Origin of the sequence: Leptospira bandrabouensis (genome assembly GCF_004770905.1) — a bacterium.
GTDB classification, from domain to species: Bacteria; Spirochaetota; Leptospiria; order Leptospirales; family Leptospiraceae; genus Leptospira_A; species Leptospira_A bandrabouensis.
Window position 1 is genome coordinate 46832 of sequence record NZ_RQHT01000003.1, and the last position, 11828, is coordinate 58659.

13 protein-coding genes are annotated in these 11828 nt (G+C 39.1%); 10 read left to right on the forward strand and 3 right to left on the reverse strand.

Annotation, left to right across the window (positions count from 1 at the left end; genetic code table 11):
* Positions 1 to 146: 146 nt before the first annotated feature.
* Genes EHR07_RS00660 through EHR07_RS00675 form a run of 4 tightly spaced genes read left to right on the forward strand, consistent with a single transcriptional unit; the run spans position 147 to position 3723 of the window.
* Entirely contained in the window at positions 147 to 362 is a 216-nt protein-coding gene (locus EHR07_RS00660; protein ID WP_135743292.1) for an LIC12298 family protein, read from the forward strand.
* Positions 363 to 418: 56 nt separating this feature from the next.
* Positions 419 to 1168: an ABC transporter permease gene (locus tag EHR07_RS00665; RefSeq protein ID WP_135743293.1), complete on the forward strand. Its 750-nt coding sequence runs from the start codon at positions 419 to 421 to the stop codon at positions 1166 to 1168.
* Positions 1169 to 1173: 5 nt separating this feature from the next.
* The gene (locus tag EHR07_RS00670; protein WP_135743294.1) at positions 1174 to 2373 is read left to right on the forward strand and encodes an ABC transporter ATP-binding protein; all 1200 of its coding nucleotides are present in this window, start codon (positions 1174 to 1176) and stop codon (positions 2371 to 2373) included.
* A gap of 45 nt (positions 2374 to 2418) precedes the next feature.
* A complete protein-coding gene (locus EHR07_RS00675; RefSeq protein ID WP_135570849.1) occupies positions 2419 to 3723 on the forward strand; it encodes a UDP-glucose dehydrogenase family protein in 1305 nt (434 codons plus the stop codon).
* A gap of 37 nt (positions 3724 to 3760) precedes the next feature.
* Here the strand turns inward: EHR07_RS00675 and EHR07_RS00680 are convergent, their stop codons facing one another.
* Entirely contained in the window at positions 3761 to 4582 is an 822-nt protein-coding gene (locus EHR07_RS00680) for a thioredoxin fold domain-containing protein (RefSeq protein WP_135743295.1), read from the reverse strand.
* Positions 4583 to 4679: 97 nt separating this feature from the next.
* Between EHR07_RS00680 and hisE the strand changes: the two genes are divergently transcribed.
* Together hisE and lpxK are read left to right on the forward strand one after the other, a co-directional pair.
* Positions 4680 to 4958 (forward strand): phosphoribosyl-ATP diphosphatase, encoded by a 279-nt coding sequence (gene hisE / locus EHR07_RS00685; RefSeq protein WP_002989187.1) that lies wholly within the window; start codon positions 4680 to 4682, stop codon positions 4956 to 4958.
* A gap of 26 nt (positions 4959 to 4984) precedes the next feature.
* Positions 4985 to 6070, forward strand: coding sequence for a tetraacyldisaccharide 4'-kinase (lpxK, locus tag EHR07_RS00690; RefSeq protein ID WP_135743296.1), 1086 nt, complete (start codon positions 4985 to 4987; stop codon positions 6068 to 6070).
* Here the strand turns inward: lpxK and mnmC1 are convergent.
* Both mnmC1 and mnmC2 read right to left on the reverse strand, forming a co-directional pair.
* Complete coding sequence (gene mnmC1 / locus EHR07_RS00695; protein WP_135743297.1) at positions 6018 to 7211, reverse strand: FAD-dependent 5-carboxymethylaminomethyl-2-thiouridine(34) oxidoreductase MnmC1; 1194 nt, start codon at positions 7209 to 7211, stop codon at positions 6018 to 6020. The genes lpxK and mnmC1 overlap by 53 nt on opposite strands.
* A 1-nt stretch (position 7212) precedes the next feature.
* On the reverse strand, positions 7213 to 7959 hold the full coding sequence (mnmC2, locus tag EHR07_RS00700; RefSeq protein WP_135743298.1) for a tRNA (5-methylaminomethyl-2-thiouridine)(34)-methyltransferase MnmC2: 747 nt from the start codon (positions 7957 to 7959) through the stop codon (positions 7213 to 7215).
* Between the two features lie 196 nt (positions 7960 to 8155).
* Here mnmC2 and flhF point away from each other — a divergent pair, with 196 nt between their 5' ends.
* The 4 genes from flhF (at position 8156) to whiG (ending at position 11825) form a co-directional block, all read left to right on the forward strand.
* Positions 8156 to 9487: a flagellar biosynthesis GTPase FlhF gene (flhF, locus tag EHR07_RS00705; protein WP_135743299.1), complete on the forward strand. Its 1332-nt coding sequence runs from the start codon at positions 8156 to 8158 to the stop codon at positions 9485 to 9487.
* Positions 9488 to 9521: 34 nt separating this feature from the next.
* Complete coding sequence (locus EHR07_RS00710; protein ID WP_135743300.1) at positions 9522 to 10445, forward strand: MinD/ParA family protein; 924 nt, start codon at positions 9522 to 9524, stop codon at positions 10443 to 10445.
* The gene (locus EHR07_RS00715; protein WP_135743301.1) at positions 10446 to 10922 is read left to right on the forward strand and encodes a hypothetical protein; all 477 of its coding nucleotides are present in this window, start codon (positions 10446 to 10448) and stop codon (positions 10920 to 10922) included.
* Positions 10923 to 11024: 102 nt separating this feature from the next.
* Positions 11025 to 11825: an RNA polymerase sigma factor WhiG gene (whiG, locus tag EHR07_RS00720; protein WP_135743302.1), complete on the forward strand. Its 801-nt coding sequence runs from the start codon at positions 11025 to 11027 to the stop codon at positions 11823 to 11825.
* Positions 11826 to 11828: the final 3 nt, after the last annotated feature.

An 11828-nucleotide genomic window follows, 5' to 3' on the forward strand; every position in this document is an offset into this window, starting at 1 on the left:
AATTACCTATAGAAACCGATAAAAACGTGAAAAAAATATTGACTTAACTTCTCAAATGTTAAGTAGTGTAAACAAGCGTTTAGTATATTATTGGTATTATTTTTAGTTTTTATGTCGTCTAAAATGATGACGGGGAGGAAAAACCTATGATCGTTCGATCCATCCAACAACCCGCTTACAACCGCCACAAAGACCAAGGCCTCGCAGGGCAAGGTCCTAAAAAGGGATTTTCCCAAAACCAAACTGGAAAGACCTTTGAAGATTATTTGATGGAAGCCTTCCAAGGGGAAGTGGTCCAAAATGGAGAGTGGGTGTCCCCAGGTCTCTCTACTCTTGGCCAAAAAAACCTAAGGAAGATGTAAGACCAAAAACAGGCTTCTTGTTCTAGAACAGGAGGCTCTAGGCCGACAATCAAAGTATGGAGAAAGTATCCATACTTTGGGCTCTGGTTCGGCGTGATTATGCTTTGCAATATGCAGGTTCCTTCTTGGGGATCTCCTGGATGTTTCTGCAAAACCTAGTCCTAATTAGTTTGTACGCACTGGTTTTCCTTGTGCTGAACTTAAAAAACCCTTCCACACAAGAGGACTTCACCGCTTATCTTTTAACAGGGTTACTCTATTGGATTCCCATTCAGGAACTTTTGGTTCGTGGAACTGGTATTCTCACCGACAACCGAAGTTTACTCAAACGTTCTAGCCTCGGCATCGATTTATTTTTATGGATTCCTTATGTTCAATTTCTCATTCATAGCCTCGTCACATCCATCCCAGTGTTTTTGTATTTGGCTTATTCTGGAAAATTAAATCTTTCGGGAATTTTTTTGGGATACCTGATTCTTATTTTTTCAGGGCTTTATTTGATGTTACTTCTCCATTATCTTTCAAGGCTAAATATTTTATTAAAAGATATCTCACCTTTGATTCGTTTGGTGAGTCAATTGTTGTTCTGGGGAATCCCTGTTTTATATTATCCCACTGGATATTTAAAAGAATGGAATCGATTGAATCCATTTACCATTCCTTTGGATATTTTTCGCACATCTGTGATACCAGGGTATACTCCACAATTTGATTGGATTCAAATTTTACCTTTTTTGCTTTTTTTCTATTTAGTATATCTACTTTCTAAACGTAAGTTCCAATCGGTGATTTTGGATCATCTTTAATTTTTATGGCTTCAGTTGTATTAGAAAATCTATCGAAAGACTATCATGGATTTTCGAAACCTTGGAAAAGAATTTTAACAGGTCTCAGTTTTGGTTACTTTGGAATTGATTCTAAATTTACCGCCTTACAATCGATCAATTTAAAAGTTGGCTCTGGGGAAATTCTTGGGATCGTTGGAAGGAATGGAGCAGGGAAATCCACACTTCTCAAACTAATCACCGGGGTGATCCGTAAAGATAAGGGAAACCTAATTGTCAATGGATCGGTTCGGGCTCTGCTTGAACTAAGTGTTGGTTTTAATCCCGAACTATCTGGGGAAGAGAATGTTTATTATAATGGACTGGTTTGGGGATACAAACCATCTGAAATCAAAGAACTCACGGACTCCATTTTTGAATTCGCAGAGTTAACAGACTTTCGAAATTCACCCTTAAAAAATTATAGTTCAGGAATGGCGATGCGCCTTGGTTTCAGTCTTGCTACTGCCAAACGCCCCGATATTTTAATCGTAGATGAAGCTTTAGCTGTGGGAGACGCCAGTTTCCAACAAAAATGTCTCAAACGAATCAAAGAATTTTCCCAATTGGGGTCTTGTATTTTAGTTGTGAGCCATGACCTCGGACTCATTTCTTATTTTTGTACAAGGGCCATTCTTTTAAATAAAGGACATTTGTTATTTGATGGTAACCCAAAAGAAACCATCGAAGAATATATGCATGTGTTAGCCGGAACTGCCAATTCAAGCTCTGCCGAATTTTCTGAATCCATTCAGGACATTCATATTTCTTTAAAAAATTCCAAGGGGCTCGAGACTCAGCACCATTTTCTAGGGGAAACGGCTGTATTACGAATTGAATTTAAGGCTACAAAACCAATCACAGACGGAACCATTGGATTTCACATAGATAGCGAAAAAGGCATTCGCATTTTTGGAACCAACTCCCACCATTTAGGATGGCAGGGTTTAGAAATTCGCGAATCCGAAAGATCGGTTGTCGAATTCCAATTTCCCATCCAGTTTAGCGATGGGAAATACAGTTTGGGAGTTTCCATCCACAAAGGAGAGTCCCATCTGGAAGGAAGTTATTTTTGGGACGAATCCATTTTTGACTTCGAAGTCGAACGAGGCAAAATCGAAAAATTCGTAGGCCTTTGCCATTTACCCACCAAATTTACAATCCAAACTCTTCCCAAATCCGAGTAGAAAAACAGTTTCCTTCAAAGGAAAAAACTAAATTCTGGAAATCCTATGAAAGTTTGTGTCGTTGGAACCGGATATGTGGGCCTCGTTGCAGGAACCTGTTTTGCTGAATATGGCAATGATGTAATTTGTATTGATAAAGATGAAAAGAAAATCAGTGACCTAAAAAAAGGGATCATTCCCATCTACGAACCTGGCCTTTCCGAACTGGTGGAACGCAATCACAAAGAGGGAAGACTCCATTTTTCCACTTCTCTTAAAGATGGTGTGGAATCTTCTGAATTTGTATTTATCGCAGTAGGCACTCCCACTTCGGATAACGGCTCTGCGGATCTAAGATTTGTTTTTGCCGTGGCTGAAGAAGTTGGTAAAACTATGAATGGTTATAAAATCATTGTAGATAAATCCACAGTTCCTGTGGGAACCGCAGACAAAGTAAAAGCCATTGTTTCACAACACACAAAACATCCGTTTGATGTAGTTTCCAATCCTGAATTTTTGAAAGAAGGTGCGGCCATTGATGACTTTATGCGACCAGAGCGAGTTGTCATCGGTGCAGAATCAGAAATCGCAGCCAAAAAAATGAGCGAACTTTATTCTCCGTTTGTATTAAACGGTAACCCTATCATTACGATGAGCATTCGTTCTGCGGAGCTTACGAAGTATGCATGTAACGCCTTCCTTGCTACAAAAATTTCTTTCGTAAATGAAATTGCCAATCTTTGTGATGCACTCGGTGCTAACTATGATGATGTGAGAAAAGGGATGGGAACTGATTCTAGAATTGGTCGTCAGTTTTTATATGCAGGAATTGGATACGGCGGTTCTTGTTTTCCAAAAGATGTAAGAGCCCTTCTTCGCACAGCAGAAGAAGTGAATGCACCTATGCACATCATTCAATCAGTTGAGGATGTAAACGAAAAACAAAAAACTCGTTTAACAGACAAAATATTCGAACACTTTAAATCAACAGATATGAAAGGAAAAACTTTTGGCATTTGGGGTTTGTCTTTTAAACCAGGGACAGATGATATGCGTGAAGCCCCATCCATTCCTTTGATTTATGAACTACATAAAAACGGAGCCAAAATCCAGGTGTTTGATCCTGCTGCAGCAGAAACATCCAAATACTATTTTGATGGGAAGGTGGAATACAAAAAAGATGCGTATTCGGCTCTCCAAGGTGCCGATGCCATGTTACTCTTAACAGAATGGAGAGAGTTTAGAGAACCTGATTTTAATAAAATCAAAAGCCTTCTAAAATCACCTCTAGTTTTTGATGGAAGAAATCAATACAAACCTACTTTGATGCAGGAGTTAGGTTTTACTTATTACTCTATCGGGAACCGATAAACTTAAGAGTCCAACTGAAAGTAATCTTTTGGTTGGACTAAAATCCTCTTTCAATTTCCGACAAAGCTTCGTTACACATCGATTTATCTGTTTCCGTTGTCAGTTGTGGTTTGATTTCCATGAGTACAACTTTTGCAAGTTTGGATTCCCCTGCATCTTTTAGTGTAAGTCCATAGTATAGTTTAGCGGTAGTTTTGCGACTGGAAGTTGGATAAATATCTAAAAATTCTTTCCAGGATTTTACTGCAGATTCTTTCGGGCCATGAATAGATCTAACTAAGTTTAAATTAAAGTGTGCATTTTCTTTAAGGATAGTTTGGTTTTTGGATTTTTGGACAGCATCTGAGAATTGTTGTTCTGCTTTTTCAAACTCTTTGTTTTGAAAGTATAATAAACCCAAACGAAAATGGATGTCCGGACTATTGGTATTTCGTCTAAGTTCTGTTTTTAGATAAGATTCTAGGTTTGGTTCTTGCAGGATCCGTTTGGATACACCAAGTATATCTTCTTTTGTTGCGAGTCCGGAAATCTTTGTCACATAGTTTCCATCCCCATCCAAAAATAGTATGGTAGGGTATCCTTCTATATTGTATTTTTTTCGTAAGTTAGGGAACTCTTCTCCATCTAACCGAACTTTAACGAAGCTCTCTAAAACACGACTGACTTCTGGATCAGGAAAAATTTCTTTTTCCAAAACCAAACAGTATGTACACCAATCTGCAAATACATCTACAATGATAAATTTTTTGTCCTGTTTGGCGGTCTCCAATCCTTTTTGGATGGAACTGCCCCAAGGAGATTCGGAAAAAACGGCACTTGTGCAAAGAAGAAAAAAAACAGGTAAAAACTTACGAACCATCTATTGAATTCTATTGTGAATCTATCTGTTTGAATAGTCAATTTTCGCTTTTTCGAAATGGAATGGCCAGTTTCTATGGTCGCTAGAAGGTCAAAAAATGGAATTTTTACTGAAATTGGAAGAACTACTCCGCAAACGTAAGGAAGAATTGCCTGAAAAGTCTTATACTGCTGAGCTCTTCCGTGATGGGGTTGACCGTATTCTCAAAAAAATTGGAGAGGAAGCAGGTGAGGTTATCATTGCTGCCAAAAATCCCAATGAAAAAGAACTGATTCATGAAATTGCTGATTTGGTTTTTCATTTGGAAGTCCTTATGGTAGAAAAAGGGATTAGCCTCTCTACCATTGCCAAAGAATTAGAAAAACGCCACAGCTAAATCGTAGGTTTCCTACTGGAAACTAAATGAAATTACTATTATATTTGTTTTACCCTCTGAGTTTTCTCTACCAGTTTCTATTCTGGTGGTCACAAAGAGGGACTTCCTCCTTCCACTTACCGAATGTTTTGGTCATTAGCGTGGGAAACCTAACCGTCGGGGGAACTGGCAAAACACCTTTTGTCCAATACTTAGTTCGCTATTTTAACCAAACTTATCCCAGTTATGCGATTACCATCTTATCGAGAGGTTATAAAGCCGAAAAAAGTAAAGAAGGTGCCATCTTACCGAATGGATTAGAACCTAAGTTATACGGGGATGAACCAAGCCAACATAAAGAAATGTTTCCAAGTGCACAGGTAATTATCGGCAGGGACAGAAAAACATCGTTTCTTCATTACAACCAAGTGGTTTCAAAAAAACATATTGTCATCCTTGATGACGGGTTCCAACACAAAGCAGTTTATCGAGATTTCGATTTTGTTTTGTTAGATGCAAATTCCGCTTTTGGGAATGGAATGACTCTCCCATTGGGTTTTTTAAGGGAACCTATCAAAAATAGCAAACGGGCCAATGCCATTGTTTTTACGAAACTTACCTCTCAAAATAAATTTCTATTAGATGAATATAAAAAGATATTAACTCGAAACGAAGTGAATGTTCCCGTTTTTCATTCCTACTTTCAGCCAAAAGTTCACGAAGTAGTGATCACGATAAATTTGACTTATCAAACAAACCAGATAAATCCCGATTCTACTTCGGATTATTTTTTGGTTACGGGTGTTGGAAATCCTAAAAGTGTTTATGAAACTGCAAGTTCGGCTTTGAGTTCGAAGTCCATACGATCTAAATTTTTCCCTGACCATTTTGAATACGGGACCACTTCTTTATTAACTTTATTAAAGGAAATACAAACAGATGAGATTTTGATCACAACAGAAAAAGATTGGATCAAAATGCGAAGTGATACGCCTTTTTTGGCAGAGCTTGTTCGTCGCAAAATAAGAGTTTTTTTGATTTTAATCCAAGTTTCTGTAGAAGAAGAGAACGAACTAAAATCTATGTTAGCTGCTCTCGTTTCCACATACGAATCAAAAATCGATCGGGTTTGAGTGAATTAAATATCGAATCAAGGATGGAGTTTGGTTCTTTCAATAGGGAAGAAACTAAAATCTCTGCCGCATACAAGCTATGAGTGAGACCTCTGGAACCAAGTCCGTTTAATATTCCTACAGATTCATAATAGGGGATATACATCTTTTTTTTGTTACCTTTCAGAGAATCCTGATATTTCACAGATAAATCAAGTTTGGATAAGTTTGGCAATTTACCAACAACAGGATGTCGATCTTGTGATTGCGTTCGGTAACTCACTCTCGGTAAAAATTCTTGCGGATTTTGTTTTTCCCACTGTGAAAAAAGATTTGGAAGTTTTTTGGATAACCCATCCCACAAAATTTCTGTTTCTTCGGGTCTTGGATTTTCTTCTAGTTTGAATTCATCAAAGGTAGCACCTAATACTTGGAATCCGTTTATGGCTGGTGTGATATAATCGCCGTAAAGAATTCCGTGGGCATTGGTGGGATTTTGTTCAGGGAATTTTAGAATTTGTCCTCTTACTTTTTTTAAGGGCATCCAGGCCAAATGTGGATCTTCTGCAAATTGGTAACCTTGTGTTAAAAATAAATAATCACATTCGATTTGACCATTTGTCGTTTGGCAGATAACCTTTGTTGCGTTCTCTGATTCTTCCCAATTTACTAACTTAGAAGAATATTGGATTTTTGGATCGGATAGAATGATTATTTGTTTGGTGAGGTCCACTGGGGATACAGATTTTCCTACTGGGAAAAAAATGGCAGGGAGGTTTGAAAAAGGTTCCACACTCTCTTTTGCTATGTGACTAGGAATTTGGTGTGAGAGGATTGCATTCGAATAACGATCGTAAGCTTCTTTAGAATCTAATAAAAAGTAAATCCCATCTACATGAGGGACCAGGTTTTTTAAATGGAATTTTTCCCAAACAGAGAGGAAATATAGAAAGGCTGCTAGGGAAAATTCTGATTCGGCTAGTTTGTGTTTGGTGAGAAATGGATAAACCACTCCAATCGGATTCCCACTTGCATGTTTTGCGGGGCCCGTGTCTGCCTCGAGTAAAATCGTTTCTATATTTCTTTGTTTTAGCGCCAAACAAATGCTCGCTCCAGCAATTCCTGCTCCTACGACAACAGCAGTTTTATTTTGTTTTTGCATTTTATTTTAAATATCCAGTGATCATTTCTCGTTTGCGACCAAATCCTTTTTTCTTTTCCACAACAAATCCAAGTTCTTTTAGATTCCTACGTAAAAAACCGGCCGAAGAAAAAGTGGCAAAACTTGTGCCAGGGTTTGATTTTTTTTGTATCTCTTTGAGTGTATCGGAAGACCACATATCAGGATTTTTCCCCGGAGAAAATCCATCCAAATACCAAGAATGGATTTTTGGAAACTGAGGTAAACAGAATCCAACATCCCCAAAAAACACTTGTAAGGTGAATGTGCTTTGGTTGGAACTATGGGTCCATGTGTAAGTCCATAAGTTTTGTGTTCGGTCATCGGCCCAAAGTTTTATGGCAGATTCGTAAGAGCAAAGTAAATCTTCAAACCATAGTGTTTTGTTCGGATAACTTTTGTTTAATGTTAGTAAAATATCTCGTTTTAAAGGAAATCCTTCTAAGCTAATAAATGTAACCAGGGAAGGATTGGATAAGGACTTCCAAAAATCCAGTGTTACAAATACATTGAGTCCAGATCCAAAACCTAATTCGCCTATATAAAAAATAGAATGGTCTTTTTTTGCCAGTTTGGATGGGATTTGGTTCCCTTCTAAGAACACATAACTCGATTCTTCCCATCCCCCTTGTTTTGAAAAATACACATCGTCAAACAAAAGGGAAACGGGAACCCCATCTTTGAGTTCGATTTCGTTTTTCGGATTTTCGGGGGAGGGGTCTTTTTCCATCGGGAGTCTATCCCCATCTTTCCGGTCCTGGCCTTCGTTGGAAACCGAATCTTTCCCGAAGTCACAACGGAGAGGGAAACAAAGCTTTCCTGCTCTTAAAAAAACGCGAAATTTTCTGAAATTATTATGTCTCATAAAAAAGACTTTCCAAAAGGAGGGTACTCTTCATATTTTTCCCAGGTTCGGGGGAAATTCTATGGATTTTGTAAAAATCCGAGGCAAAGACTTACAAGACTGCATCATGCAGATGAAAATGAAATACGGTCCAGAGGCTCACCTCTACGACCAAAGAGTGATCACCGAAGGTGGACTTTTTGGTACGGGGCTTATGGCCCAACGGATGTATGAAATTGATGTAGGTGTCCCTGAAAAACAAAATTCCAAAGAGAGAATTGAACGTAAGTTAAAGGACCTCAAAGAACTCATCAAACAAAAACAAAGAACAGAATCCTTACCTGAATCAGGTCTTGTGAGCATTGGTGCAAACCAAACATCACAAGGGCCATCCTCCCATCGCAAAAAAAATATCGATGGCGTTCGTCCATTTTCGGAGCGCCGTCGTAGACAAAATCCCCCTGTTTACGAATTGGAAACTTTAGAAGAGAGACCGGTTGGGTTATCGATTTCAGAAGCAAAAGATTCCATTTTGGAAGTTCCCGTACCTTCTAAACAACAAATTCCAGAACGGCACCCACATATCCAAAAACTCATAGATCGTTTGTTAAACGAAGGATTGTCTTCTGGATTTTTGGAAGAGATGGCCATTGCATTGGAACGCAGGTTATCGGCAGTGGATCTCACAAGGTATGCCAATGTAACCGACAAAGCTGTTACTTACTTAGAAGAAAGAATTCAAATTGATTCTGATTTGTTTAGTGGAACTCCTCGTGGAAAACGAAAGGTGATTTTTTTTGTAGGACCAACTGGATCCGGAAAAACCACATCCATTGCAAAACTAGCTGCAAAGTACAGTTTGCACATGGGAAAAAAAGTATCCCTATATACAACTGACAACTACAGAATTGCAGCCATCGACCAACTTAAATTTTATGCAGATGCAATGGGTTTACCGTTCTATGCCGCAAAAGACCTTCGTAAAATGAAAGAGACCATTGTCCGAGATGGGTCCGAACTCATTTTGGTAGATACCGCAGGTTACTCCCACAGAAAGTCAGAAAACTTAGAAAAACTTCAGGAATTCTACCAAGTTTTTGGGGAAAAGGATTATATTGAAACCATCCTTGTTCTTTCCTCCACGGTTTCCAAAGACAACGCACTGGCTGTGGCAAACGCGTATGAGTCGGTAGGTTATAAAAGAATTTTATTAACGAAGCTGGATGAAGCAGAATTTTTAGGTTCTGTAGTGGAATTAGCCGATACTATTCACAGGGAATTCGCATTTTTAAGTGTAGGCCAGGATGTTCCTTTTGATATCCTAAATGCCTCGAAAAAACATCTTGCCGAATGTGTGATTTTTCCTGAAAAATTGAAAGGGATAGCGGGCGAGGTCTTCGAAAAGACCGTGTAACAAGCATCGTTATCCTGATGATCTAGGGGTAACGATGGACCAAGCTGCAAATCTTAGAAAGCTCACGGAATCTGGTGCTGGATTAAAACTTGTACAACCCCAGGATACAGCTAAAAAAACGAAAATCATCGCGGTAGCTTCCGGGAAAGGGGGAGTGGGCAAAAGTACTGTTTCTGTCAACCTTGCCATCTCCATCGCAAAAACAGGACTTAAAGTTTTAATCTTCGATGGTGACTTGGGTCTTGCCAATGTAAACGTCCTTCTTGGGATCATTCCGAAATATAATTTATACCATGTCGTCAAAGGCCATAAATCTCTAAAAGACATTGTCATTTCCACTCCAGAAGGTGTGGACATCATTGCAGGAGCTTCTGGGTATTCCCAACTGGCAAACCTGAATGAAACACAAAGAAACAATTTAATCAAAGGATTTGCTGAGCTCGATCGTTATGATGTGATGATCATAGACACTGGTGCTGGAATTTCTGCCAATGTCATAGGGCTTGTGATGCCTGCCGATGAAGTGATTGTTGTGACCACTCCAGAACCCACATCCATCACTGACTCTTATGGCCTAATCAAATCGATTGTTTCCCAATCCAAAGACAAAAACCTCAAAATCATCGTGAACCGGGTACGATCTGCCATTGAAGGAAAAAAAGTAGCCGACCGGGTGATTGATATCTCGGGTCAATTTTTGGAAGTCCAAGTGGAAAACTTAGGATTTATTTTCCAAGATGAAGAAGTCGAAAAATCCATTCGGGAACAAAAACCATTCATTATCGGGGCACCACGTTCCAAAGCCGCAGCCTGTTTGACTCGGGTCACACACACCCTCTTACAAACCGAAGGTGGTTATAGTGACGAGGAAGGACTCACCGGTTTCTTCAAAAAATTCTTTAGCTTTGTGGATTTCAAAGAGAAAGAAATGGAAGAGAAAATGGAGGAAGACAACTAAGTGCAGATCGGATTTGTACTGGGATTTGCGGTTCTTGGGGCCGTGATTAGCGCCGTATGTGGGTTTCTTGTTGGAAACCGTCTTGGTTATATCTTTTTTGTCTCTCTCATCTCCACATTTGCTTTTGGAGGACTTGGTTTTGGGGTATTTTCTGTCTTACAAAAGAAAGTTCCTGAATTTTTAGAATTTTTAAGTACCTTTTCCATCGGTGGTTTCGGAAGGGGCGAAGGTCATTCCGAAGAATTTGACCAGGAACATGGGGGAATGGAATCTTCTCGTTCTGAGTCAGCAGGTTCCGATGATTTTGGAGTCCAACCTGTCGGTGATGCCGCCATGGATGCAAAACTTGCTATGGCAAAGTCTGGAAAATTCGGAGATCATATCATTGTGGATAAAATTGCGATCAAAAACGAGCCAAAACTCATGGCTGAGGCCATTCGCACCATGATGGCTAAGGATGATCCACAAGACGGTTGAAAAATTACCGTTTTTAGAGGACATAAGAAAAAATCCTCTTGTAATTTCCCTTTCTATACGATTTTTTCTATAAAGTAAAGAGATTCCGTACTTCGGTTCCCTATGTCAAGATTGCTAGACAAATACAATCAGTTTGATGAGACAGATCTTTGGAAAAAATACCGTGTCACAAAGGATGCGGAGATCCGAAGTTACCTTGTCGAAAAATATTCTCCTCTCGTCAAACACGTGGCAGGACGAATCGCCATCGGTATGCCTCAAAACGTAGAATTTGAGGATTTGGTCAGTTACGGCGTCTTTGGTCTGTTAGACGCTATTGAGAAGTTTGACCCTTCACGCGAAATTAAATTCAAAACTTATGCAATGACTCGTATACGCGGGTCCATCTTTGACGAACTTAGAAGTGTGGATTGGATCCCTCGTTCCATCCGTCAAAAAGCAAAACAACTCGAAAACATCATTGCCATGCTTGAGAACAAGGAAGGCAAAAAAGTAGAAGATGAAGAGATCGCCAAAGAACTCGGAGTCTCTATGGAAGAGTATAATTCACTTCTTGCAAAACTATCGGGAACCTCTCTTGTTTCTCTCAATGATATTTGGTTTCTAGGTGATGAGAACGATGAAGTTTCTTTTATGGAAACCCTTGAATCTCCGATGAATATGAATCCTGACAATATCATCGAAAAAGAAGAAATCAAAAACGTAATTGTAGAAGCCATCCAATCACTTCCAGAAAAAGAAAAAAAAGTAATCGTACTTTATTATTATGAAGACCTCACCTTAAAAGAAATTGGTGAAGTTTTGGAAGTTACGGAATCAAGAATTTCGCAGCTTCATACAAAAGCAGTCGCAAGACTTCGCAGCAAACTCTCTAAAGTAAAATCCGCGATCCAGAAAAGGTAAACA

Excerpts from the sequence above, each read along its gene's own strand:
- hisE (WP_002989187.1), top strand. The coding sequence starts at position 4,680 with ATGGAATTTTTACTGAAATTGGAAGAACTACTCCGCAAACGTAAGGAA.
- mnmC1 (WP_135743297.1), bottom strand. The coding sequence starts at position 7,211 with ATGCAAAAACAAAATAAAACTGCTGTTGTCGTAGGAGCAGGAATTGCT.
- whiG (WP_135743302.1), top strand. The coding sequence starts at position 11,025 with ATGTCAAGATTGCTAGACAAATACAATCAGTTTGATGAGACAGATCTT.
- lpxK (WP_135743296.1), top strand. The coding sequence starts at position 4,985 with ATGAAATTACTATTATATTTGTTTTACCCTCTGAGTTTTCTCTACCAG.
- EHR07_RS00660 (WP_135743292.1), top strand. The coding sequence starts at position 147 with ATGATCGTTCGATCCATCCAACAACCCGCTTACAACCGCCACAAAGAC.
- EHR07_RS00665 (WP_135743293.1), top strand. The coding sequence starts at position 419 with ATGGAGAAAGTATCCATACTTTGGGCTCTGGTTCGGCGTGATTATGCT.
- EHR07_RS00670 (WP_135743294.1), top strand. The coding sequence starts at position 1,174 with ATGGCTTCAGTTGTATTAGAAAATCTATCGAAAGACTATCATGGATTT.
- EHR07_RS00710 (WP_135743300.1), top strand. The coding sequence starts at position 9,522 with ATGGACCAAGCTGCAAATCTTAGAAAGCTCACGGAATCTGGTGCTGGA.
- EHR07_RS00680 (WP_135743295.1), bottom strand. The coding sequence starts at position 4,582 with ATGGTTCGTAAGTTTTTACCTGTTTTTTTTCTTCTTTGCACAAGTGCC.
- flhF (WP_135743299.1), top strand. The coding sequence starts at position 8,156 with ATGGATTTTGTAAAAATCCGAGGCAAAGACTTACAAGACTGCATCATG.
- mnmC2 (WP_135743298.1), bottom strand. The coding sequence starts at position 7,959 with ATGGAAAAAGACCCCTCCCCCGAAAATCCGAAAAACGAAATCGAACTC.
- EHR07_RS00675 (WP_135570849.1), top strand. The coding sequence starts at position 2,419 with ATGAAAGTTTGTGTCGTTGGAACCGGATATGTGGGCCTCGTTGCAGGA.